22 protein-coding genes are annotated in these 23,794 nt (G+C 65.9%); 12 read left to right on the plus strand and 10 right to left on the minus strand.

What is annotated here, in order from left to right:
• Positions 1–169: 169 nt before the first annotated feature.
• The 8 genes from AB3G31_RS01995 to AB3G31_RS02030 all read left to right on the plus strand — a co-directional run bounded on the left by AB3G31_RS01995 (position 170) and on the right by AB3G31_RS02030 (position 9,145).
• Complete coding sequence (locus AB3G31_RS01995; RefSeq protein WP_367848563.1) at positions 170–829, plus strand: TetR/AcrR family transcriptional regulator; 660 nt, start codon at positions 170–172, stop codon at positions 827–829.
• A gap of 32 nt (positions 830–861) precedes the next feature.
• A complete protein-coding gene (locus AB3G31_RS02000; RefSeq protein WP_367848564.1) occupies positions 862–2,658 on the plus strand; it encodes an acyl-CoA dehydrogenase C-terminal domain-containing protein in 1,797 nt (598 codons plus the stop codon).
• A 119-nt stretch (positions 2,659–2,777) separates the two neighbouring features.
• Entirely contained in the window at positions 2,778–3,206 is a 429-nt protein-coding gene (locus tag AB3G31_RS02005; RefSeq protein WP_367848565.1) for a DUF2147 domain-containing protein, read from the plus strand.
• Between the two features lie 15 nt (positions 3,207–3,221).
• Complete coding sequence (locus tag AB3G31_RS02010; protein ID WP_367848566.1) at positions 3,222–5,636, plus strand: 3-hydroxyacyl-CoA dehydrogenase/enoyl-CoA hydratase family protein; 2,415 nt, start codon at positions 3,222–3,224, stop codon at positions 5,634–5,636.
• Positions 5,637–5,700: 64 nt separating this feature from the next.
• On the plus strand, positions 5,701–6,126 hold the full coding sequence (locus AB3G31_RS02015) for an endonuclease domain-containing protein (protein ID WP_367848567.1): 426 nt from the start codon (positions 5,701–5,703) through the stop codon (positions 6,124–6,126).
• Positions 6,123–7,328, plus strand: a complete 1,206-nt coding sequence (locus tag AB3G31_RS02020; protein ID WP_367848568.1) for an acetyl-CoA C-acyltransferase — start codon at positions 6,123–6,125, stop codon at positions 7,326–7,328. The genes AB3G31_RS02015 and AB3G31_RS02020 overlap by 4 nt, the downstream gene beginning before the upstream one ends.
• Positions 7,329–7,332: 4 nt before the next feature.
• Positions 7,333–8,094 (plus strand): enoyl-CoA hydratase, encoded by a 762-nt coding sequence (locus tag AB3G31_RS02025; RefSeq protein WP_367848569.1) that lies wholly within the window; start codon positions 7,333–7,335, stop codon positions 8,092–8,094.
• Between the two features lie 31 nt (positions 8,095–8,125).
• Positions 8,126–9,145, plus strand: a complete 1,020-nt coding sequence (locus tag AB3G31_RS02030; RefSeq protein WP_367848570.1) for a Bug family tripartite tricarboxylate transporter substrate binding protein — start codon at positions 8,126–8,128, stop codon at positions 9,143–9,145.
• A 63-nt stretch (positions 9,146–9,208) separates the two neighbouring features.
• Here AB3G31_RS02030 and gph read toward each other — a convergent pair whose 3' ends face one another.
• Genes gph through ctlX form a run of 3 tightly spaced genes read right to left on the minus strand, consistent with a single transcriptional unit; the run spans position 9,209 to position 11,601 of the window.
• Complete coding sequence (gene gph, locus AB3G31_RS02035; RefSeq protein ID WP_367848571.1) at positions 9,209–9,907, minus strand: phosphoglycolate phosphatase; 699 nt, start codon at positions 9,905–9,907, stop codon at positions 9,209–9,211.
• Complete coding sequence (locus AB3G31_RS02040) at positions 9,879–10,631, minus strand: dienelactone hydrolase family protein (RefSeq protein WP_367848572.1); 753 nt, start codon at positions 10,629–10,631, stop codon at positions 9,879–9,881. Before AB3G31_RS02040 ends, gph begins: the two co-directional genes overlap by 29 nt.
• A gap of 37 nt (positions 10,632–10,668) precedes the next feature.
• The gene (gene ctlX / locus AB3G31_RS02045; protein ID WP_367848573.1) at positions 10,669–11,601 is read right to left on the minus strand and encodes a citrulline utilization hydrolase CtlX; all 933 of its coding nucleotides are present in this window, start codon (positions 11,599–11,601) and stop codon (positions 10,669–10,671) included.
• A gap of 122 nt (positions 11,602–11,723) precedes the next feature.
• On the opposite strand from ctlX, the gene AB3G31_RS02050 reads away from it, so the two are divergent.
• Positions 11,724–12,146: an Lrp/AsnC family transcriptional regulator gene (locus AB3G31_RS02050; protein ID WP_315187978.1), complete on the plus strand. Its 423-nt coding sequence runs from the start codon at positions 11,724–11,726 to the stop codon at positions 12,144–12,146.
• 7 nt (positions 12,147–12,153) lie between these two features.
• On the opposite strand, the gene AB3G31_RS02055 is transcribed toward AB3G31_RS02050, so the two are convergent.
• The gene (locus tag AB3G31_RS02055; protein ID WP_367848574.1) at positions 12,154–12,675 is read right to left on the minus strand and encodes a superoxide dismutase family protein; all 522 of its coding nucleotides are present in this window, start codon (positions 12,673–12,675) and stop codon (positions 12,154–12,156) included.
• Positions 12,676–12,819: 144 nt separating this feature from the next.
• Here AB3G31_RS02055 and AB3G31_RS02060 point away from each other — a divergent pair, with 144 nt between their 5' ends.
• Positions 12,820–13,782 (plus strand): GAF domain-containing protein, encoded by a 963-nt coding sequence (locus AB3G31_RS02060; RefSeq protein WP_367848575.1) that lies wholly within the window; start codon positions 12,820–12,822, stop codon positions 13,780–13,782.
• 17 nt (positions 13,783–13,799) lie between these two features.
• Here the strand turns inward: AB3G31_RS02060 and AB3G31_RS02065 are convergent, their stop codons facing one another.
• Positions 13,800–14,981, minus strand: a complete 1,182-nt coding sequence (locus AB3G31_RS02065; protein ID WP_367848576.1) for an HPP family protein — start codon at positions 14,979–14,981, stop codon at positions 13,800–13,802.
• A 66-nt stretch (positions 14,982–15,047) separates the two neighbouring features.
• Here AB3G31_RS02065 and AB3G31_RS02070 point away from each other — a divergent pair, with 66 nt between their 5' ends.
• Positions 15,048–15,482: a MarR family winged helix-turn-helix transcriptional regulator gene (locus AB3G31_RS02070; RefSeq protein WP_367848577.1), complete on the plus strand. Its 435-nt coding sequence runs from the start codon at positions 15,048–15,050 to the stop codon at positions 15,480–15,482.
• Here AB3G31_RS02070 and acnA read toward each other — a convergent pair.
• From acnA to AB3G31_RS02090, 4 genes are all read right to left on the minus strand, one after another.
• Complete coding sequence (acnA, locus tag AB3G31_RS02075; RefSeq protein WP_367848578.1) at positions 15,479–18,235, minus strand: aconitate hydratase AcnA; 2,757 nt, start codon at positions 18,233–18,235, stop codon at positions 15,479–15,481. The two genes, AB3G31_RS02070 and acnA, sit on opposite strands and share 4 nt — an antisense overlap.
• A gap of 69 nt (positions 18,236–18,304) precedes the next feature.
• Positions 18,305–20,386, minus strand: coding sequence for a protein-disulfide reductase DsbD family protein (locus AB3G31_RS02080; RefSeq protein WP_367850276.1), 2,082 nt, complete (start codon positions 20,384–20,386; stop codon positions 18,305–18,307).
• Between the two features lie 269 nt (positions 20,387–20,655).
• Positions 20,656–20,967 carry a DUF167 domain-containing protein gene (locus tag AB3G31_RS02085; RefSeq protein ID WP_367848579.1) on the minus strand — a complete coding sequence of 104 codons (312 nt, stop codon included), beginning with the start codon at positions 20,965–20,967 and terminating at the stop codon, positions 20,656–20,658.
• 10 nt (positions 20,968–20,977) lie between these two features.
• Entirely contained in the window at positions 20,978–21,616 is a 639-nt protein-coding gene (locus AB3G31_RS02090) for a LysE family translocator (RefSeq protein WP_367848580.1), read from the minus strand.
• A 208-nt stretch (positions 21,617–21,824) separates the two neighbouring features.
• On the opposite strand from AB3G31_RS02090, the gene AB3G31_RS02095 reads away from it, so the two are divergent.
• Positions 21,825–22,418, plus strand: a complete 594-nt coding sequence (locus AB3G31_RS02095; protein ID WP_367848581.1) for a CBS domain-containing protein — start codon at positions 21,825–21,827, stop codon at positions 22,416–22,418.
• 125 nt (positions 22,419–22,543) lie between these two features.
• Here AB3G31_RS02095 and AB3G31_RS02100 read toward each other — a convergent pair whose 3' ends face one another.
• Positions 22,544–23,671 carry an alpha/beta fold hydrolase gene (locus AB3G31_RS02100; RefSeq protein WP_367848582.1) on the minus strand — a complete coding sequence of 376 codons (1,128 nt, stop codon included), beginning with the start codon at positions 23,669–23,671 and terminating at the stop codon, positions 22,544–22,546.
• Between the last annotated feature and the right edge of the window lie 123 nt (positions 23,672–23,794).

A 23,794-nucleotide genomic window follows, 5' to 3' on the forward strand; every position in this document is an offset into this window, starting at 1 on the left:
ACAAACACAAAAAGACCGCCGCTTTGCTGCGGTCTTTTGCGTGGTGGCGCCATGGGTTTACCCTGTCGCACAGGCGCAAAAAATGCGGTCCCATCGGTAGACTTTTGAAACCCAATCTGGTTAAATTCGAAAAAATAGCACGATCGTTCGTATTTTTCACTTGACACCCATGGCCCTCACTGAACACCCCGCCAAAGTAGCCCGCGACGCGTCCCTGGATGGGCGCGCACTGCTCAAGGGCCGCCAGACCAAGGCCTCCATCATCGAGGCCGCCTTGGGCCTGGCCAGCCACATCGGACTCGAAGGCCTGAGCATTGGCGCGCTGGCCGAAGTCACGCAAATGAGCAAGTCCGGCGTGTTTGCCCATTTCGGCTCGCGCGAAGAGCTGCAAATCTCCGTCATCCGCGAGTACTACCGCCAGTTTGAGGCCGAGGTGTTCTACCCCGCCATGCAGGCCCGGCGCGGCCTGCCCCGGTTGCAGGCGCTGTTTGCCAACTGGATGCAGCGCGTGGCCATCGAGCTGCAGTCGGGCTGCATTTTCATCAGCGGCGCGGTCGAGTTCGACGACCGGCCCGGTCCGGTGCGCGACGCGCTGGCCAACTCGGTCCAGGCCTGGCTGTCAGCGTTTTGCCGCGCCGTGGTGCAGGCCAAGGAAGTCGGCGACCTGCGTGCCGATGCCGATGAACGCCAAGTCGCCTTCGAGATACACGGTTTGATCTTGTCGCTGCACTATGAGCACCGCTTTCTGAAGAACCCCGGCGCAGTCGACCGTGCCAACACCGGTTTTGCCCACCTCCTGGCGCGCTACGGACAGCCTGCCAACCCCTGAAAACAGCCTTTTAAAAATTCCAAGGAGCCCCCATGCCGATCTATTCCCCACCGCTGCGCGACATGCAATTTGTGATGCACGAAGTGCTCAAGGTCACCGACGACCTGAAGCTGATGCCGCAGCACGTGGACACCGATGTCGACACCATCAAGGCCATCCTGGAAGAGGGCGGCAAGTTCGCCGCCGAGGTGGCTTTCCCGCTGAACATCAGCGGCGATGCCGAGGGTTGCACGCTGGACAAGGTCAGCCACGAAGTCACCGCTCCCAAAGGCTTCAAGGAAGCCTACGCCCAGTACGTGCAAGGCGGCTGGGCGGCACTCAGCTGCGACCCGGCCTACGGCGGCCAGGGCCTGCCCTTTGTAGTGAACCAGTGCTTCTACGAAATGCTGAACTCGGCCAACCAGGCCTGGACCATGTACCCCGGCCTGTCGCACGGCGCCTACGAGGCCCTGCACGCCCACGGCACCGAGGCGCAAAAAGCCCTGTACCTGCCCAAACTGACCAGTGGTGAATGGACCGGCAGCATGTGCCTGACCGAACCACACTGCGGTACCGACCTGGGCCTGCTGCGCACCAAGGCCGAGCCCCTGGCCGACGGCAGCTACACCATCACCGGCAACAAGATCTTCATCAGCGCCGGTGAGCACGACCTGGCCGCCAACATCGTCCACCTGGTGCTGGCCCGCCTGCCGGACGCGCCGGTGGGCAGCAAGGGCATCAGCCTGTTCGCCGTGCCCAAATACATGGCCAATGCCGATGGCACGCTGGGCCAGCGCAACGGCATCTATTGCGGTGGCATTGAGCACAAGATGGGCATCCACGGCAATTCCACCTGCCAGATGGTGCTGGACGGCGCGAACGGCACCCTGGTCGGCCAGCCCAACAAGGGCTTGGCCGCCATGTTCGTGATGATGAACGCCGCCCGCCTGGGTGTGGGCAACCAGTCGCTGGGCCTGACCGAAGTGGCCTACCAGAACGCCCTGGCCTACGCCAAGGACCGCATCCAGATGCGCTCGCTGTCGGGCACCAAGGCCAAGGACAAGGCCGCCGACCCCATCATCGTGCACCCCGACGTGCGCAAGATGCTGCTTACCGCCAAGGCCTACGCCGAAGGGGGCCGTGCCCTGGGTATCTTCTGCGGCGCGCTGCTGGACAAGGAACACAGCCACCCCGATGAGAAAGTGCGTGCCGACGCCGCCGACATGCTGGCCCTGCTGACCCCCATCGTCAAAGCCTTCATCACCGACAACGGCCACATTGCCACCAACGCCTGCATGCAGGTCTTCGGCGGCCACGGCTTCATCAAGGAATGGGGCATGGAGCAGTACGTGCGCGACAACCGCATCAACATGATCTACGAAGGCACCAACACCATCCAGAGCCTGGATTTGCTGGGCCGCAAGGTGCTGGGCAACAACGGTGCCACGCTCAAAAAGTTTGGCAAGCTGGTGGCCGCGCTGGTGGAAGAAGAAGGCGTGAACGAGAAGATGGGCGAGTTCATCACCCCCATCGCCATTCTGGGCGACCAGGTCACCAAGCTCACCACCGAGTTGGGCTTCAAGGGCTTCCAGAACGCCGATGAAGTGGGTGCTGCCGCCGTGGACTACCTGCGCGTGGCCGGTCACCTGGTGTTTGGCTACTTCTGGGCCCGTATGGCGCAGGTGGCACTGCGCGAAATCGCTGCAGGCAACACCGACGCCTTCTACCTGGCCAAGGTGCAAACCGCACGCTTTTACTTCGCCAAGCTGTTCCCCGAGACCGCGACGCTGATGCGCACGGCCCGTTCGGGCAGCAAGGCGCTGATGGACACCGATGCCGCCTTGGCCTGAGGACGCACGGACACCGGCACCCCGACAGAAGCGGTTTTTTTGATGCAATTGAAACGCTTTCTTACGGGCTGCTATGGGTCCAGGGTGGTTACCCTCGTTCCTTTTACCGGAGATCCAAAATGAAGAAAATCGTAGCACTTACCGCTGGTCTGATCTGCGCAAGCGCCGTATTCGCCCAAATGACCCCCGAAGGCCTGTGGCGCAGCATCGACGACAAATCGGGCCAGCCCAAGGCCGAGATCCGTATCACCGCCAATGGCGGCGTGCTGTCCGGCGTGGTCGAAAAGTCCCTGATGCCCAGCAATGAAACGCATTGCACCGCCTGCACCGACGACCGCAAGGACAAGCCCAAGCTGGGCATGGAAATCATCCGCGGCGCCAAGAAAGCCGACGGCAAGGACGTGTGGGAAGACGGCAAGATCCTCGACCCCGACAACGGCAAAAACTACACCCTGCGCCTGGAGCCGCTGGAAGACGGCAAGAAACTCCAGGTGCGTGGCTATATCGGCCCGTTCTACCGCACCCAGGTGTGGCAACGCATACAGTAATTTTGAAAGAAGCCCATGTCCCGATTCCCGATTAAAAAAGTTGCCGTGCTGGGTGCTGGCGTGATGGGTGCACAGATCGCTGCGCACCTGGTCAACGTCAAAGTGCAAGTGGTGCTGTTTGACCTGAAAGCCAAGGAGGGCCCGGCCAACGGCATCACCGCCAAAGCTATTGCCAACCTGAAAAAGCTCAAACCCGCGCCCCTGGGCGTGGCCGACGACGCAGCCCTGATCCAGGAGGCCAACTACGACGACCACCTGGAGCAATTGAAGGACTGCGACCTCATCATCGAGGCGATCGCGGAACGCATGGACTGGAAGCTCGATCTGTACAAAAAGATCGCGCCCTTTGTGGCCCCGCACGCGCTGGTGGCCTCCAACACCTCGGGCCTGTCGATCACCAAGCTCAGTGAAGCGCTGCCCGAGGAAATCAAGCCGCGCTTTTGCGGCATCCATTTCTTCAACCCGCCGCGCTACATGTACCTGGTGGAGCTGATCAACACGCCCACCACCCGGCCCGAAGCGCTGGACCAGCTCGAAGCCTTCGTCACCACCAGCCTGGGCAAGGGCGTGGTGCGGGCCAAGGACACGCCCAACTTCATCGCCAACCGCGTGGGTATCGCCGGCATGCTGGGCATCATCGGCGAGACGCAAAAGTTTGGCCTGACCTATGACGTGGTGGACGACCTGACCGGCAAGCGCCTGGGCCGCGCCAGCTCGGGCACCTTCCGCACCGCCGACGTGGTGGGTCTGGACACGATGGCCCACGTGGTCAAGACGCTGCAAGACAACCTGAGCCTGGAAACCGACCCGTTCTACGGCAGCTACGGCACGCCGCCGGTGCTGGCGCAGTTGCTGGAAATGAAGAACCTGGGCCAGAAAACCAAGGCCGGTTTCTTCAAGAAAGTGGGCCGCGATGTGCTGCGCTTCGACGCGGCCAGTGCCACCTACGTGCCCGGCGGCGAAAAGGCCGACGAGGTCTATGGCCGCATGCTCAAGAAGCCCGCCGCCGAGCGCCTGGCCCTGCTGCGCAGCAGCGAAGGCCCGCAAGGTCAATTCCTGTGGGCCATCCTGCGCAACAGCTTCCACTACGCCGCCGTGCACCTGCAAACCATCGCCGAAACCGCCCGCGATGTCGATCTGGCCATGCGCTGGGGCTTCGGCATGCAGCAAGGCCCGTTCGAACTGTGGCAAGAAGCCGGTTGGCTCACCGTGGCCAACTGGATCAAGGAAGACATAGAGGCTGGCAAAGCCCTGAGCAATGCGCCCTTGCCCGACTGGGTGTTCAAGGGCCCGGTGGCCGAGGCCGGTGGTGTGCACACGGCAGAAGGTTCGTGGAACCCGTCTACTTCAAAATTTGTAGCGCGTCACGCCCTTGCTGTCTACGATAGGCAGCTGTTTCCTGAAAAAATATCCGGCCACACCCAAGGCCTGGGCCTGGGCGGTGGATTCGAGACGGCGGGCGCCACGCTGTTCGAAGACAAGGCGATACGCCTGTGGACGCTCGATGACCAAGTGGTCATCGCCAGCATCAAAACCAAGATGCACGCCATCAGCCCCGAAGTTTCCGAAGGCCTGGCCCGTGCGGTCGATCTGGCCGAAAAGGATTACGCCGCCGTGGTGGTCTGGTCGGGCGACGAGCCCTTCAGCGCCGGTGCCGACCTGCAGGCCATGCTGCCCGGCTTCATGATGGGCGGCGCGGCTGCCATCAATATCGCCGAGAAGGCCCTGCAAAGCGTGATGCTGAAAATCCGCTACGCCAACGTGCCGGTGGTGTCTGCCATCCGGGGCCTGGCCCTGGGCGGCGGCTGCGAGCTGGCGGTGCATTCGGCCCGCCGCGTGGTGGCGATGGAAAGCTACATCGGCCTGGTGGAAGTGGGCGTGGGCCTGGTGCCCGGCGCGGGCGGCCTGACCTATATCGCCCGCCGGGCCGCGGAAAACGCCGCCCTGTCGGTGCACAAAGACCTGCTGCCCTTCCTCACCGAAGGCTTCACCGCCGCCGCCATGGCCAAGGTGGGCACCAGCGCGCTGGAGTCGCGCAAGCTGGGCTACCTGCTGGACAGCGACGTCATCGTGCCCAACAAGGACGAACTGCTGTTTGTCGCCCTCAATGAAGCCAAAGCCATGGCCGCCAGCGGGTACCGCGCCCCGCACAAACGCACGTTCCCCGTGGCAGGCCGCAACGGCAAGGCCACCATCCAGGGCCAGCTGGTCAACCTGCGCGACGGCGGTTTCATCAGCCAGCACGACTTCCACATCGCCAGCCTGATCGCCGGTGTGGTGACGGGCGGCGACGTGGACAACGGCACCCTGGTCACCGAGGAATACCTCATGGCCCTGGAGCGCAAAGCCTTCTGCAGCCTGCTGGAAAATGCCAAAACGCAGGAACGCATCATGGGTATGCTGAGTACGGGTAAGCCGGTACGCAACTAGCGGCAACGGACCCTCGACTTCCTCCTTCCCCCTTCGGGGGAAGGCCGGGATGGGGGCACGCACCATGCACAACCACGCCACACCCGCCGCCAACACCCATGCCCGTCTTTTGCGGGCAGGAATGACCGATTCCGAGCGGCGGCTGTGGTCGCGTTTACGCAGGGAGCAGTTGGGAGTGAAGTTTCGCCGCCAGCATCCGCTGGGCAACTTCATTGCCGACTTTGCGTGTCTGGCCCCCAAGCTGGTGGTCGAACTCGACGGGTCTCAGCACGCCGACCATGCTGCGTACGACGCGCGCCGAGAGGCGTTCATACGCAGCCAGGGTTTTACCGTGCTGCGCTTTGCGACCGACGCGCCTTTTTCCAATCTCGAAGGGGTGTTGGTGGTGATTTTGGAAGCACTCGCTGCCGCCTCCACCAGCCCCCATCCCAGCCTTCCCCCGGAGGGGGAAGGGGCGAATACCGCACACATTTCCAGGAGCCCTCCATGAAACACATCCAAGACGCCTACATCGTCGCCGCCACCCGCACACCCATTGGCCGCTCGCACAAGGGTTATCTGCGCAACACCCGGCCCGACGAGCTGCTGGCCACCACGCTGCGGGCCGCCCTGGCCCAGGTGCCGGGCCTCGACCCGGCCAGCATCGAAGACGTGATCTGCGGCTGCGCCATCCCCGAAGCCCAGCAGGGCCTGAACGTGGCGCGCATCGGCGCGGTGCTGGCCGGGCTGCCAAATTCGGTGGGGGGCATCACCGTCAACCGCTTCTGCGCCTCGGGCATCAGCGCGGTGCAGATGGCGGCTGACCGCATCCGCGTGGGCGAGGCCGACGTGATGTTTGCCGCTGGTGTGGAAAGCATGAGCATGGTGCCCATGATGGGCAACGGCCCCAGCCTGTCGCCCAATATCTTCAGCAACACCGACGACGTGGACAACTACGGCATCGCCTACGGCATGGGCCTCACCGCCGAGAAAGTGGCGCAGCAGTGGAAAATCAGCCGCAGCGCGCAAGACGAGTTTGCCTACGCCTCGCACATGAAGGCGCTGGCAGCGATGAAAGCTGGCTATTTCAGCGACGAGATCACTCCCATCACGGTGGACGACCGCAGCGTCGACCTGGACAGCGCCAAGGTCAGCATCCACCAGCGCACCGTCAGCCTGGACGAAGGCGTGCGCCCCGAGACCACCGTGGAAGGCCTGGGCAAACTGAAGACGGTGTTCTCGGCGCGTGGCTCGGTCACGGCCGGCAACAGCTCGCAAACCTCGGACGGCGCAGGCGCGCTGATTTTGGCCAGCGAGTCGGCCGTGAAGCGCTTTGGCCTGACGCCGCTGGCCCGCTTCGTCAGCTTTGCCAGCAAGGGCGTGCCGCCGCACATCATGGGCATCGGCCCGATCGAGGCGATTCCCGCCGCGCTGCGCTACGCCGGGCTGAAGCACCAGGACATCGACTGGTTCGAGCTGAACGAGGCTTTCGCCGCCCAGTCGCTGGCGGTGATGAACACCCTGGGCCTGGACCCGTCCAAGGTCAACCCCATGGGCGGCGCGATCGCCCTGGGCCACCCGCTGGGCGCCACCGGTGCCATCCGTGCCGCCACCGTTATCCACGCGCTGCGCCGCAACAACCTGAAGTACGGCATGGTGACCATGTGCGTCGGCATGGGCCAGGGCGCAGCAGGCATTTTTGAGCGGGTTTAACACCATGACCGACATCCTGACCCACACCGAAGACGGCATTCTGACCATCACGCTGAACCGCGTGGCCAAGAAGAACTCCCTCACCGCCGCCATGTACACCGCGATCTCCGACGCGCTGGAGGCGGCGCAGGCCGACCCGGTGGTGCGGGTGGCGGTGGTCCAGGGGCACGAGACCATCTTTTCGGCGGGCAACGACATCGGCGACTTCTTGAAGGCGCCGCCCAGCGCCGACTCGCCGGTGATCCGCTTCCTGCGCGTCATCAGCAGCTTCCCCAAGCCGTTGATTGGTGCGGTGTGCGGCGCGGCGGTGGGCGTGGGCACCACGCTGCTGCTGCACTGCGACCTGGTCTATGCGGGTGACAACGCGGCGTTTTCGCTGCCGTTTGTCAACCTGGGCCTATGCCCCGAGGCTGGCTCCAGCTACCTGCTGCCGCGCCTGATGGGCCACCAGCGTGCGGCCGAAGCGCTGCTGCTGGGCGACCCGTTCACCGCCGAGACGGCGCTGGAAGTGGGCCTGATCAACCGCATCGTGCCGCCCGCCGAGGTGCACGCCCTGGCGCACCGCCAGGCCCAGCGCCTGGCGGCCAAACCCATGGCTTCCCTGGTGGCCAGCAAACGCCTGATGAAGCAGGAGCAGGCCGCCCCGGTGGCTGCGCGCATCGACGAAGAAATCGCCATCTTTGGCCGCATGCTGCGCGAGCCTGCCGCCAAAGAGGCGCTGACCGCATTCATGGAAAATCGCCGCCCGGATTTCTCCGCTTTCTGATCCAGTGCGTGCATAGAATCCACGCTTTCCCATGAAAGCCTCTATGCACGCTGGATACCCGGTCCGTCGCTCCGTTCTTGCCTGCCTGGGCGGCGTGCTCACCGGGCTCTCGCCCGCGCTGCACGCCCAGAACCTGCCCCCCTTCAAAAAGCTGCCCACCAAGCCCTTGGCGGCGCGCATGCGCATCGTCATCCCCGCCAATGAAAACGGCGGCTGGGACCAGACGGGCCGGGCCCTGGGGGCGTCCATGGTGGCCGCGGGCCTGTGCGAGCAGATTGATTTCGAAAACCTGGGCGGCAAAGGTGGCACGCTAGGTCTGGCTGCATTTGTGCAAAAGTACGGCCAGGATCCCAACGCCTTGCTGGTCGGCGGCGCGGTGATGGTGGGGGCTGTGGCCCTGCAGCGGCCGGTGGTCGACCTCGGCCAGGTACAACCCCTGGCGCGCCTCACCAGCGACTATCTGGTCATGGTGGTCAAGGCCGACTCGCCCATCCAGACGGTCGCCGACCTGGTAGCGCTGGCGCGCAAAGACATCAAGGGCGCGCCTTTCGCCGGGGGCTCTGCGGGCGGGATCGACCATATTTTTTCGGGCCTGTTCGTCCGCGCTGCCGGGGCTGCGGTGGGCGATCTGGTCTACCAACCGTTTGCCGGGGGCGTGCAAGTGGCCGATGCCGTGCTGTCGGGCAAGGCGGTGGTGGGGGTGTCGGGCTACAGTGAGTTTTCCGATCTGCTGGCAGGCAGCAAGCTGCGGGCGATTGGTGTGTCGTCACGCAAGACCACGTTCGGCATCCCGGCCATCCGCGACCAGGGCGTGGATGCGGTGATGTCCAATTGGCGTGGCCTGCTGGTCGGCAACGGCGTGGGCCCCGCGCGCCTGGCCGAGCTGCTCGATGGTGTGCACCGGGCTACCGCGCACCCGTCCTGGCTGCAAAGCCTCAAGGCCAAGCGCTGGGATGCCGCGTGGCTGGCGGGCGACGATCTGCGCAGTTTCATGGACATGGACCGCACTACGGCGGCGGCCATGGCGTATCTGTTGAAGCTAAAGGCTTAATAGTCTTTTGACCTGCTAGCGCTTATTTGGTAAGCGTAAGCAGCTACTAAATGCATAGCGCTGCTAAATATCTACCAGCGCATCCAGAAACCCATCGCAATCCACCATGCGCACCGGCTCACCGTGGTTGTAGCCGTAGGTCACCAGCAGCACCGGGCAGCCCGCAGCCCGGGCAGCCTGGGCATCGTTGCTGGAGTCGCCCACCACCAGGGTGTGGGCGGGCAGGGTGCCCAGGGCTTCGCAGGTTTTCAGCAGCGGCAGCGGGTCGGGCTTTTTGCGGTCAAACGAATCCCCGCCAAACACCTGGCTGAAAAAACCGCCCAGCCCCTTGGCCTGCAGCAGCGGCAGGGCCAGGGCGATGGGTTTGTTGGTCACGCAGGCCAGCTTCCAGCCGCGCTGCTGCATGGCCTGCAAGCCGGCCACCACACCGGGGTACAGCTGCGAAAACTGCCCGTTGATGGCCCCGTAGTGGTGCTGGTAGCGCGCGAACGCCCGGTCGAACAACGCTTCATTATGGATAGCAGCTTGTGCCGATGGAATAAGCGCCAGCACATGTTTAAGCACTGAATGGATGAGGTTCTCAGAGCCCTTGCCCACCATCGGTTCGATGGCGCTGGGGGCGATCGCGGGCAGGCCCAGGTCGACCAGCATGCCGTTCAAGGCGGCCGCAAAGTCGCCCAGGGTATCGACCATGGTGCCGTCGAGGTCGATGATGGCGGCGTGGATGGCGGGCTTAATACAGCACCCGCCGAAACATGCCAATCGCCATCTGGTAGCCCAGCAAGGCCAGCTCCGCGTCATAGCGCTCGCCCTCGTCGCGCATGAAGGCGTGGACGCCGTTGAATTCGTGCCAGGTGAAGCGCACGCCCTCGTCGCTCAGCTTTTGGTAGACCAGGGCCCGGCCTTCTGCGGGGATGTGCGGGTCTTGCTTGCCCCAGACCATTTGCAGTTCGCCTTTGATTTCGCCGGTGCGCGCCAGGCTGGCGTTGCCGGGGCGGGATGGGACCATGCCCGAGTGGATGTCGGTGGCGTAAAAGCAGGAGGTGGCGGCGATGGCGGGGTTCAGCGCCGCGCGGTAGGCCAGGCCGCCGCCCAGGCAAAAGCCCATGGCCCCGACTTTGCCGGAGTAAAAGTCCAGCGTGCCCAGGTAGTCGATGATGGCTTGCGCGTCACTGTCATGGGCTTCCAGGGTTTTGGCCACCTTGTCGGCATTGCCCTTGTCGCGCCCCGCGTCGTCGTAGCCGAGCACGGTGCCGATGGGGTTGAGCTCGTGGAACACCTCGGGCACTACCACCACAAAACCGTGGCCCGCCATGGTCTGCGCGCTGCGGCGGATAGGGCCGGTCTGCTGAAAGATCTCGGAGTACAGGATCAGCGCCGGGTACTTTTTGGGGACCGCGCCCGCCTCGGCTTTTGGGCGGTACACATAGCAGCGCATGGTGCCGGTGGGGGTGGGTAGATCGACTTCGCTGGCTTGGATTTGCATGGTGTTTCCTCGTCTGCGCAGTGTAGCTACCCCGGCCTTAGCGCCGCGCCAGGTGGATGCCTGCCAGCATGCAGCGCACCGAGCCGCCCGCCATTTCAATCGTCGGCACGACCAGCGGCACGGTCTGGGCGTGGCGGGCGATCACCTGCTTTTGCGCGGCGGTCAGGCAGGCTTCGGCGCGGGCCGAAAGCGCCAGCAGCCGCCCGTCGCGGCCCGTCAGCTCAATCGCGTTGCCCGCGAAATCGGCGATCTGGGCCTGGCTGAGCGCCACCACCTCCCGGCCCGACTGGGCCAGCCGGGCGTGGATTTCGGCGCGCCGCTGCGGGTCGGTCAGGGTGTCAAAACCCACCAGGCAGAAGTCGGTGGCAATGCACATCAGCACATTGGTGTGGTAGACGGGCACGCCTTGCGGGTCGGCGGCATCGAACACCATGGGTTCAAAGTTGAAATGGGTGGCAAAGCGCTCCAGCGCCACCGGGTTGGCGCGGTGCGAGCGGGCGGTGTAGGCCACGCGCTCGGCATGGTCCAGCACCATGGCCCCCGTACCTTCCAGGAACAGGCCGTCGGGCTCCAGGCCCGAGTAGTCAATCACGTCCTGCACCCGGTATTCGGCCTTCAGCATCTCGATGACGTCCTGGCGGCGCTCGCGTCGGCGGTTGGGTGAGTACATCGGGTACAGCGCGACATGGCCGCCCGCGTGGGTGGAAAACCAGTTATTGGGAAACACCGCGTCCGGCGTGTCGCGCTCACCCGTGTCGTCAAACAGGTGCACCCGCACGCCGTGGCGCTCCAGGGTGGCGGCTGCGGCCGTCACTTCGGCATAGGCCGCTGCTGCCACGGCACTGGCGGGGGTGCCGTCGGTCGGGCGCTGGAAGCGGTTGTCGGCGGCGGTTTGCGGGTTGGGCGTGAAGGCGTGGGGGCGCACCATCACGACGGCATCGGGGGCTTGGACAGAACGGGGGCTGGGCATGGGGACTCCTGGGGTAGAGCCCAAATTCTCCGGGGACCCTGCGCCAAGCAAAAGAGCACAAGTTGGCACATTTTGTGTTGCACCAGCGCAAAATGTGCACCACCACTTGCCAATATGACCCTATGGACGATACCGACCGTGAACTGATCAGCCTGCTGCGCGACGATGCCCGCATGCCGGTGGTGGCGCTGGCCAAGAAGCTGCGCATCGCCCGGGCCACGGTGCAAAACCGCCTGGCCCGGCTGGAGCAGGCGGGCACCATCCAGGGCTACACCCTGCGCCTGATGCCCGCGGCCGAGGGCTACCGCATCCGCGCCCTGATGATGGTGGCGGTAGAGGGCAACCGCGCCGCCGAGGTGTTGCAGGCGCTGCGTGGCCACCCGAACGTGTTTGGCCTGCACACCACCAACGGCCGCTGGGACATGGTGGCCGAGCTGCGGGCTGACACGCTGGAGGCGTTTGACAAGGTGCTCAATGCCATCCGCCGTACCAGCGGCATTGCCACCACCGAGACCAGCATCCTGCTATCGACCCACAAGCTGTAACGCGAAGCTAGTCTTTCGTGACGACCGCGCAGGCCAGCCGCGCGCCCGAATTGCCGGTGGGCTGGGTGGTGAAGTCGTCGGGGTCCTTGTGCACGATCAGGCCGCGGCCCACCACGTCGTTCGGGCCGCTGCCCACGGCCAGGTCGGTGGTTTCAAAATTGATTTTTGCGCTGCCGCTGGCATCGGCCTGCAGGCTGGGCAGGTCGCCCGCGTGGTGCAGGGGGCCGCTGGCAGCCCCGTGCGCATGGGCCGTGGGGTTGAAATGGCCGCCGGTAGACATGCCGTCGCCGCTGGAGCAGTCGCCTTTTTCATGGATGTGGAAGCCGTGCACGGTGTTGGGCAGCAGGCCATGCACCTCGCCGCGCACCAGCACCTTGCCGGGCAACTGGACGAACTGGATGCTGCCCGTGGCGGCGTTGCCGGTGGTGGACGCCAACTTCGCCGTGGCCGATGGACCCGCGGAGGGCGTGGCGCAGGCGGCGAGCAGGACGGACAGGGCCAAAGGGGTGAAGGCGTGGAGGGTGCGCATGGGGTTCCTAGGGCGGTACAGAGAACCCAACATACCCTAATTTGCTCTCACGTTGTGCGGTCTCGGCGGTTTTCGTTTCCGCCGCGGAGATGGCCTGCTACTTGCGTCGCGCCTGTTAATTCTGTTGTTTAGGGGGAACCAGCCATGTCTTCTGCATCCACGTTCATCCAGGCGGTCGAGTTGTGGGCCCCCAGCGCCGATGGTTACCTGCTGGAATTCCAATCCGGGATCTTTGGGGCACCAGCGTGGGGCTTTGCCACGTTGACGCGGTCGATGTGCTTTGGCCGCGGCGAGGGCCTGCCGGGCCGTGCCTGGGAGCAAGGGCTGCCGATCCTGCTCAACCAGCTGCAGGGCGGCTTTTTTCGCCGCAGCGCCGCCGCCACCTCGCTCGGATGGACCTGCGCGGTGGCGGTACCGTTCTTCGCGGACGGCAACATCCAGTCGGTGCTGGTGTTTTTCTGCGGCACATCGCCCACGCAGGCGGGGACGCTGGAGCTGTGGCAGGCGCAGCCTGGTTTGGACGCCAGCCTGACCCTGGTGGATGGAGCCTTCGGGCCGGACGCACAGGCCCTGGAGGCCTTTACCCGGGGCGTGACCCTGGCCCCCGGCGCGGGGCTGCCAGGTGCGGCGCACCACAGCGGCACGGCCAAATTCATCGATGACCTGGGTGCCGCACAAGACGGCTTTGTGCGTGCCGCGCTGGCCGCCGACCAGGGCCTGGTGCGGGGCCTGGCGATTTCCTGCGGGCAGCACCACGGCGTGGACTATGTGCTGGCGTTCCTGGCGAGCCAGCGCTTGCCTTTGGCCCAGCGCGTGGAGCGCTGGGCGCTGGACGCCACCGGCAGCCGCCTGCAACGGCTCTTTGCCTTCAGCGAGCTCAACGGCGGCTATGCGCCGGTCATCGCCACCATGCCGGTGCCCACCAGCGTGTCGGCTGGTGCCATCGCCAAGGCCTGGCTGGGCGGGTTGCCGTCTATCAATGACCACCCCATCAGCGAACCCGGCCCGCCCTCCGCGGCCGCCAGCGGCCTGGGCGCGACCGGTCTGCTGGCCGTGCCGTTCCGGCGGGATGGCCAGGTGGTCGAGGTGCTGGTGCTGTACCTCTGAGCCTGGATCCGACCGGTCTAGCCCAGATGCGCCAGGCTGGTTTCATACAAGGTGGCCATCAGATCGGTCTGCGTGACCATGCCGACCAGCCGCCGCTCGGCATCGACCACGGGCACATGGTGCATGCCCGCATCGACCATCCAGGGCACCAGCTCGACCAGCGGGGTGGTTTCAAAGGCCGTTTTGACCGGCGATGCCATGATCTGGCCCACCACCTCGGGTTTGCGGGAATGGCTGAACGGCGTGCGTTGCAGCAAAGCGCGCAGGCGCGTGCCCAGGGTGCCCAGTGCAGGGTGGCCGTCTGCTTCCAATTGGCTCAAAAAGTGGGAGCGGGTGACGATGCCGATCACCCGCCGGGCCCGGTCGATGACCGGCAAGGCCTGCACGCGGTGGGTGTGCATCAGGTGCCAGGCCTCGTCAAGTTCGGTGGCAAATTCCACCGCCCGCACGTCGCGGGACATCGCATCGCCGCACAGCGTGGCACCAAAGCGGCGGCGAAAGGCCTGGGTTTCGGTGCGGTGGAACAGCAGTTCCAGGTCGTCGAAGCTGATGTCCAGCACCTGGTTGTAGTCTTTCAGCACCGCCTGCAGGTCTGCGGTGGTAAAGCCCAGCCGGGTGGTGGGTGGCGTGTCCTGGGTCTGGTGCGGATGGGGTATTTCGGCGCGCTGGGCGTGCGGGTAGCGGCGGCCGGTGGCGTTGTTGTAGAGCAGCGCGGCCAGCAGCAGCACGGCGGTATTCAAGGCCACCGGTGCGGCGATGAACCCGTAACCCGCTGCGTGGATCTGCGGTCCCCCGAGCACGGCGGTCAGGGCGATCGCGCCGCTGGGTGGGTGCAGGCAACGCAGCCAGAACATGGCCCCGATGGAGAAGAAGATGGCCGCGGCAGCCGCGGGTACCGGTGCGGGCAGCAGCTTGGCGCAGCTCACGCCAATGCAGGCTGCCACCAGGTTGCCGCCCACGATCGACCAGGGTTGGGCCAGCGGGCTGGCGGGCTGCGCGAACAGCAGCACGGCCGATGCGCCCATGGGGGCAATCAACCACACGGTCGCCAACGTTAGCCCCATCGCTTGCGCACTGAGCCAGCCTGTCAGCGCAATGCCTAGCAAGGCCCCCAGGCAGGCGCGCAGCCGTTCCACGCGGTTGACCGAGGTGCTTGGCGGGTACAGGTTCAACAGCCACAAAGGAGGGGACAGCTTCATGCGGTGGGCGGCACACAAAGACCGCAATTACATCACACTGTGATGTAATAAACGGATTTTTCTGCCATGTCGAACCGTCCCACCCCCCTTGCCAAAGCCGACTATGAAGCCCTGTCGGAGTTCCGTTACCAGCTGCGCCGGTTCCTGCGCTTCAGCGAAGACGCCGCGCAGGCCGAAGGCCTGACCCCGCTGCAGTACCAGCTGTTGCTGCACATCAAGGGCTATCCGGGGCGGGAATGGGCCACGGTGGGTGAGCTGGCGCAGCGGCTGCAGACGCAGCAGCACGGCGTGGTGGCGCTGGTGTCGCGCTGCGAAGCCGCCGGGCTGGTGGAGCGCACCGCTAGTGCGGCAGACCGCCGCCAGGTAGAGGTGCGCCTGACCCCGGCGGGTGACACCTGCCTGCAGCGCCTGGCGCAGTTGCACCACACCGAGCTGCGCTCGCTCACCGGCGGCTTCCAGGTGGCGAATATCTCGGCCTTCAACGACCGGGCAAGCTCTTAGTCCGCCAGCAGCTGCCGCAGCACAAACGGCAGGATGCCGCCGTGCTGGTAGTAGTCCACCTCGATCGGCGTGTCGATGCGCAGGCGCACCGTGACCTCTTGCTGGGTGCCATTGGCGCGGTGGATGACCAGGGCCACGTCCATCTGCGGCTGCAGGGCGGCGCGGACCACCACGTCAATGGTTTCATCGCCGCGCAGGCCCAGGCTCTGCCAGCTGTCGGTGCCCAAGAACTGCAACGGCAGCACGCCCATGCCCACCAGGTTGGCCCGGTGGATGCGCTCAAAGCTGCGCGCCACCACCGCCTTGATGCCCAGCAGCTGGGTGCCCTTGGCGGCCCAGTCGCGCGACGAGCCGGTGCCGTATTCCTCGCCGCCAAACACCACCGTGGGCACCCCGGCGGCCAGGTACTTTTGGGCTGCGTCATAGATGGGCATCTTCTCGGGCGCGCCCTGGGCGGGGTGGTACAGGGTGAGGCCGCCTTCTTCTTGCGAGCCGGTGGCATCGGGCGGCAGCATCAGGTTCTTGATGCGCACATTGGCGAAGGTGCCGCGCACCATCACGTCGTGGTTGCCCCGGCGCGAGCCGTAGCTGTTGAAGTCGGCGCGGGGCACGCCGTGGGCCAGCAGCCACTGCCCGGCGGGGGAGGCCTCGGCGATGGAACCGGCGGGCGAGATGTGGTCGGTGGTGATGGAGTCGCCAAACAGCGCCATGGTGCGCGCGCCGCTAAAGCCTACCGCGGCCGCCTGGTGCGCCTGGGTGAAGCCGCCAAAGAACGGCGGCTCGGCGATGTAGGTGGACTGCGGCCAGTCATAGACCTGCCCCGTCGTGCCCTGGATGCTGCGCCACAGTGCGCCGGGGTCGGACTTGATCTTGTCGTAGTTGGCACGGTAGGCCTGGGCGTCGGTGGCGAAGCGCAGCTGGGCTTCGATCTCGTCCATGCTGGGCCAGATGTCGGCCAAAAACACCGGCTTGCCACCCGTGCCTCGGCCCAAGGGCTGGGTGGCCAGGTCGGTCATCACATTGCCCGCGATGGCGTAGGCCACGACCAGCGGCGGCGAGGCCAGGAAGTTGGCTTTCAGGTTCGGGTGGATGCGCGCCTCGAAGTTGCGGTTGCCCGACAGCACGGCCGCGCAGACCAGCTGGTTCGCAGCAATGGCCGCGTTGATCTCGGGCGACAGGTCGCCCGCATTGCCGATGCAGGTGGTGCAGCCGTAACCGGCCAGGTAAAAGCCCAGCTTTTCCAGGTAGGGCAGCAGCCCGGCTTTTTGCAGGTATTCGGTGACGATGCGCGAGCCCGGGGCCAGCGAGGTCTTGATGTGCGGCAGCACCGTCAGGCCAGCCTCCACGGCCTTCTTGGCCAGCAGGCCTGCGGCCAGCATCACGCTGGGGTTGGAGGTGTTGGTGCAGGAGGTGATGGCCGCGATCAGCACGTCGCCATTGCCGATGGTGGTGTCGTTGGACGGCAGCGGATGGCGCAGCGCCAGCGTGTTGGCCGGGCGGTTGAAGCCATTGGCGGCGTTGGGCTGGCTGTACAGCGTGGCGAAGGTGCTGGCCAGCTGGTCCAGGGCGATGCGGTCCTGCGGGCGCTTGGGGCCGGCCACGCTGGGCACCACGGTGCCCAGGTCCAGCCGCACGATTTTGGTGTAGTCGATGTCGCCGGGGTTGGGCATGCCGAACAGGCCCTGGGCTTTGAAATAGGCCTCGAAGCGTTCGATCTCCTCGGCGGTGCGGCCCGTGTTGCGAAAGTAGGCAATGGTCTTGTCGTCCACCGGGAAGAAGCCCATGGTGGCGCCGTACTCGGGGGCCATGTTGCCGATGGTGGCGCGGTCGGGCACGGGGATGGACGCCGCGCCGGGGCCAAAGAACTCCACAAACTGGCCCACCACCTTTTCGGCGCGCAGGATGTTGGTGACAAACAGCACCAGGTCGGTGGCGGTGACACCCTCGCGCAGCGTGCCCGACAGCTCGAAGCCCACCACGTCCGGCGTCAGCATGTAGACCGGCTGGCCCAGCATGGCCGCCTCGGCCTCGATACCGCCCACGCCCCAGCCCACGACGCCAATGCCGTTGACCATGGTGGTGTGGCTGTCGGTGCCGACCAGCGAGTCGGGGTAGTACACCGGCACCGGCCCGGTGTCTTGCGGACTCTTGTACACGCCGCGGGCAAAGTACTCCAGGTTGACCTGGTGCACGATGCCAAAGCCCGGCGGAACCACGCGGAAGGTGTCAAACGCCTGCATGCCCCATTGCATGAACTGGTAGCGCTCGTGGTTGCGCTGGAATTCGAGCTGCATGTTCAGGTCCAGCGCCTGGGGTGTGCCGTAGTAATCGACCATCACCGAGTGGTCTACCACCAGGTCTACCGGCACCAGGGGCTCGATGGTCTTGGGGCTTTTGCCCAGCGAAGCCGCCACCGTGCGCATCGCCGCCAGGTCGGCCAGGAGCGGAATGCCGGTAAAGTCCTGCAGCACCACGCGGGTCACCACGAAGGGGATTTCCGCGGTGCGCTCGGCGTTCGGCTGCCAGTGGGCCAGTTGCTCTACATGCTGGGGCGCGACCTTCTTGCCATCGCAATTGCGCAGCACCGATTCGAGCACGATGCGGATGGACACCGGCAGGCGATTGATGCCGGGGTACTGCTGCGCCAGCAGGGGCAGCGACCAGTACTGGCCGGTGCTACCGCTGGCCGTGGTGAAGGTTTGCAGGGTGGTGGCAAACGCGTGGGGTGTTGGGGTGGGCATGGGGGCGGTCATGGGGACTCCTTGGGTTTGCCATCCAAGATAGCAGGCTTGGATGAACCTGGCTGTCAGTGGGGGTGCCGTTTACAGCTTGCCGATCGCCGCCCGCAGGTCGTCCACGTTCAGCACCTCCGACAGCACCTGCGGCGCGCTGCCCGCCTTGTACAGCACGTACACCGGCACGCCGTTGCGGCCCAGCTGGCCCAGGGCGGCGGTGATGGCAGGGTCGCGGCGGGTCCAGTCGGCGCGCAGCAACTGCACGTTCTTGGCCTCCAGATCGGCCAGCACCGCGGGGTGGGACAGGGTGGTTTTCTTGTTGTACTGGCAGGTGACGCACCAGGCGGCGGTGAAGTCCACCATCACCGGCTGGCCGGTGGCCAGGGTTTGCTCCACGCGGCCCGGCTCCCAGGGCTGCCAGCGCTCGGTGGCGGCCACGGCGCCCGATGCAGGAATCAGTTTGGTAATGTTTGGGCCCGTAGCGCTTATGACACCGGCGAGAGCAGCTATGGAAAGCGTAGCAACCACCCAGCGCGTGCGCCCGGCCAGGCCCAGCGCCCACAGCACCGCCGCCAGCGCCACCAGCATCGCCAGCAGGCTGCCCGCGCCGTCGATGCCGCTTTGCTGGCCCAGTACCCAGACCAGCCAGGCCACGGTGGCAAACATCGGGAAGGCCATCAGCTGGCGGAAGGTGGCCATCCACGCGCCAGGCCGGGGCAGCCGCCGGGCCAGGGCTGGGCTCAGGCTGGCCAGCAGGTAGGGCAGGGCCATGCCGAAGCCCATCACCGCAAAGATCGGCAGCGCCTGCGCCACCGGCAGGCCCACCGCCAGCCCCAGCGAGGCGCCCATGAACGGCGCGGTACAGGGCGAGGCCACGGCAACGGCCAGCACGCCCGACAAAAACGCGTTCAGCGCCGGGTTGCGCGCCTGCAGCGTGGCCACGCGGCTGGGCAGAAACTGGCCAAACTCGAACAGCCCCGCCAGATTCAGCCCCACCACGGTGAACAGCACCGCCAGCCCCGCCACCACCGCAGGCGACTGCAGCTGAAAGCCCCAGCCCAGCTGCTCGCCCGCCGCGCGCAGGCCCAGCACCAGCCCTCCCAGCGCCAGAAACGACAGCACCGCCCCGGCGGTGTAGGCCAGGCCGTCCACGCGGTGGGCCTGTTTATCGTCCGCATGCTGCGCAAAGCCCATCAGCTTGATAGCGAGCACCGGGAACACGCAGGGCATCAGGTTCAAGATCAGCCCGCCCAGCAGCGCCCCGAGCAGAGCAGCGGCCCACGACAGGCTGGGCGCGGCCGGGATTTGGGATGCCGCGCTGTTGGCGCGCAAGGCGGCTTCCAGGGCGGGAGACATCGTGGGCGGGGCGACGGTGCGCGGCCAGGTGCCTTGCACATCGGCCACTGTGCGGAAACCCGCGCCGTCGGCCGTGGCCAGCACCAGCGGCATTTCGGTGGGGCTTTGGCTGCGCATGGCCGTCAGCGTGGCGGTGGCGGACCAGGTGGTGCCGTCCCAGCGCTGGGTGATATCGGCGGCGGGGGCGGTGATCTCTGGCGTTTCGGGAAACAGCTCCAGGGTCTTGCCGCGCAGCGCGGCGGGCAGGTCGGCCACGGTGATTTTGAGCTCGGGGCCGTCCACCTGCACCTGGCTGCGGGCCTTTAAATCGGTGGGCTGGGCGGCCAGGGCGGCATCGAACGCGGCGGCGTGCATGCCGGTGGAGCTTTTGACCGGCAGCTTCAGCACGAAGTCGCCCTCTTCGGGAATGCATTCCTTGCGGCACACCAGCCACACCGCGTGCAGCTTCACCTCCAGCTCGCTGGCGAGCAGGCTGGGTTTGAAGTCCGGCGAAATCGTCAGCGGCACCGGCAGCAGCAGTGTGCCCTCAAAGCCGTAGTTGGCCAGGGTGCCGATGCGGATCTTGTGCGGCACCGGCCAGGCGATGTCGCCCGCCGTCACACCCGGCGGCAGCGTCCAGACCAGGCTGGTGGCCAGGCCCGAATCGCCGGGGTTCTTCCAGTAGGTGTGCCACTCGGGCTGGTGTGCGATCTGCAAGCCCACCCACACCGGCTGGCCGGTCACCACGCCTTGCGGCGCATGCGCCAGCAGTTCAGCGCGCACCTGCGGCGTGGTCACGACAGAATTTATGCTTTTTTGGGCGCTGGCGCCCATGGGAAGGGCGTAGGCAGCTATTAAAAGCAGAGCGGTAAGAAAACGGTGCAGCATGGTGGGGCTAGAGTGGTGTTGCGTGCTGGATGGAACAAATAAAACCGATGGATTTTTGGTCAGGATTAGGCGGAAACCACAGCAATAGCTCCGCTATTGCGCGGATTTGCAACGACATCATGGACAAAAAGACGCGGTTTTATGTTCCAGATAGCGCGCAACACCACACTCCAGTATGCGGGGTGGGAGCCGGGGCGGCGTTGCAAAGTTCCAGCTCAGGGTGGCGTGAATACCGCAGGCAGCTTCTTGGGGGCCTTGATGCGCAACTGCTTGTGGATGCTTTCGCGCCCAAACACCACCTCGATATCGGCCACCGCCACGCCAAACAGGGGTGCCAGAAAGCGCACCATGTGGTCGGTGGCCTTGCCGTTCTTGGGTGTGGCGGTCACGCTGACCTTGAGCTGCGTGCCCATGGGCTTGGCAATGGCGTCGCAGCAGGCCGAGGGCTTGCCCAGGATGTTGACGACCAGCACGTCGCCGTCCCAGGCAAAAAAGGAGTCGCCAGTGGCGTTGCGGGGCGCGGCCATGCAATCTGGTTCAGTTCGGGTTCTTCAACCGCAGCAAGCCCAGCCCCAGCAGGCCGAAGGCACCGCCCGTGACCCGGTTGAACGCCTGGGCCCGGCGTGGGGTGGAGAACCAGCCCTGCAAGCGCGTGGCCAGCAGCGAATAGACCACGTGCGAGGTCAAGGCGCAGGCGGTGAAGGTGCTGGTCAGCGCCAGGAACTGCGGCAGCATGGGCGCGTCCAGGTGCAGGAACTGCGGAAACAGCGCGGTGAAGAACAGAATGCTTTTGGGGTTGGTCAGCGACACCAGCAGGCCCTGGCGGGCCAGTGACAAGCGGGATTTGTCGGCTTGCTCCACGACCTGTGCTGTCTTGCGGAACACCGAGCCGGGGTTGGTCCACTGGCGGTAGCCCAGGTACATCAGGTACAGCGCCCCGGCGGTCTTCAGCCCGGCAAACAGCCATGCCGAGGTATGCAACAAGGTGCCCAGCCCGGCCATGGCAATGCCCGACACCACAAACACCCCTACCGCGCTGCCCACCGAGCTGCCCAGCAGCGTCTTGCGCAGGCCCCAGGCCATGGTGTTGGACATGGCCAGCAGCACGGCCGGGCCGGGGGTGAATGCGGTGACCAGGGAAATGGTGATGAACAGGAGCCAGGCGGAGGTTGTCATGGGACGTGTACGGTGCGGTGGGGAACGGTAAATCTACCCTATCCGCCTGGCCCCCTGGGCCGAGCCCATTGCAAACTGCCGGTAAAGCCAGGGACAAACCCGGTAAAACCGCTTGTGACGCCCGCGGGCCAGACCTATAAGGGGGGCGGTTGCACCGTTTTGACACCCACGCAACCGAACTCCCTGGGTGTGGTTTTGAAAGGTTTCCATGTCCGACGGCCCCCTCCCCACCTTCCGCTTCCCTGCCAGCACCCACATCGTCCAGGTCCAGCCGCCGCAGCACGGCCCGGTCACCCTGGGGTCGCCCGCGCTGGAGGTGTTTACCGACCTGGCGCAGACCCGCGCCGCCACGGTGCAGCCGCAAACCAGCCTGGGCCAGGCCGAGCTGAAGATGATCTACCAGGGCGTGCGCCTATTGTTCGTGGTGTCCGACATGCCCTCGGTGGACGGCATCCTGACCGCCGCCGACATCGCCGGAGACCGCCCCATGCGCCTGGTGCACCAGCGCCAGGTCAAGTACCAGGAACTCACCGCCGCCGACGTGATGACCCCGCTGTCAGCCATCGACGCGATCACCTTTGCCTCGCTGCAGCGCGCCACCGTGGCGCAAGTGGTGGCCACCCTGGTCCAGCGCGGCCGCCCGCACCTGCTGGTGGTCGATTCCGAAACCGCCGACGGCTCCCCGCGCATCCGCGGCCTGGTCTCGCAAACCCAGGTGGAGCGCCAGCTGGGCCACCCGCTGCCGGTGACGGCTATGGCGCAGACGTTTTCGGAGCTGGAGCAGGTGCTGGCCGGGCATTAGGACAAAGGGGTCCTGTTTGTGGATCAAATCGGCCTCTAGCGCGCTATCTATCGGCAGTACAAGCTACTAAAAATGTAGCGGCTCATTCCTGCCGTGGCCGCATGCTGGGGCCCCGGCTGCAACGCTCAGTTGCGCAGGAACGGCAGCAGCGCCGCGTTGAACGCGTGGGCGTGCGACAGGTTCAGCCCGTGCGGCGCACCGCCTACGGTCACCAGTTGGCTGTGCTGCACGGCACGGTGGGTGCGCAGGCCAGAGCCTTCGATGGGCACGATCGCATCCGCCGCGCCGTGCACCACCAGCGTGGGCACGGTCACCCGCTGAAGGTCAGCGCGGAAGTCGGTCGTGGCGAATGCGTCCATGCACGCCAGGGCCGCATGCGGCGCCGACTGGTGGCACAGGGCGATCGCTTCGGTACGCTGCGCCTCGGTGACCTGCAGCACACCCTGGGCCGAGAAGAAGTCGCGGGTGAACTGGTCGAAGAAGGCACTGCGGTCCTGTTCCAGCGCCTTTTTGTTCTGTTGCGCCTTCTCGGGCGTGAGCGGGCCGTCGGGGTTGTCGGCCGTCTGCATCAGGTACGGAGGCACGGCGGCGGCAAACACCACGCTGCGCAGGCGCGATTGCCCATGCCGCGCGATGTAGCGTGCCACCTCGCCCCCGCCCATCGAGAAGCCCACCAGCGTCACATCCTGTAGGCCGCAGTGGTCCAGCACGCGCTGCAGATCGTCGGCCAGCGTGTCGTAGCTGTAATCGGACTCCGGCTTATCAGACCGGCCGAAGCCCCTGCGGTCATAGGCCACCACCCGATAGCCAGCAGCCTGGAGCGCCGACATCTGGGGCTCCCAGGCCTGGGCCGACAGCGGCCATCCGTGGATCAACACCAGCGGCCGACCACCGCCACCGTTGTCGTCAATGTGCAGGCGCACCGCGGCCGTAGGCACGGCGCCGGTGTGGGCTGTGGTGCCAACGGCGGCGCCACCCAGCGCGCCCGCAACGGCACCCAGCGACGCCCCCACCACCACACCTACCGGGCCAGCGACCCCGATGCCGATGGCGGCACCCATGGCCATACCGGCCACCATGCCGCCGCCGACCAGCGTGGACTTGGCTTCGCGCTCCGCGTCCTGGGCGTCCAGTGCCGTCTGCGCCGCAGGGTCCGGGTCCTGCGAGGGAATGCCGTGGCCGGGAAGGGCCTGCGCGGCAAGGTCTTCGTCCACGGGGACGGTGCCGGACGGCGAGGTGGTGGGGGTTTGCATGTGTCTCTCCTGGTGGGCTTGACAGTGGAGCGCGCTGCTCCTGCGCGTTGTTAGATGCATGGTGGTGGCGGAACGCGGCCGGGTCTGTACGCCAGCGCACACAGCCCGCATACCGGCCCGCCA

This window comes from Rhodoferax sp. WC2427, assembly GCF_040822085.1.
GTDB lineage: Bacteria > Pseudomonadota > Gammaproteobacteria > Burkholderiales > Burkholderiaceae_C > Rhodoferax_B.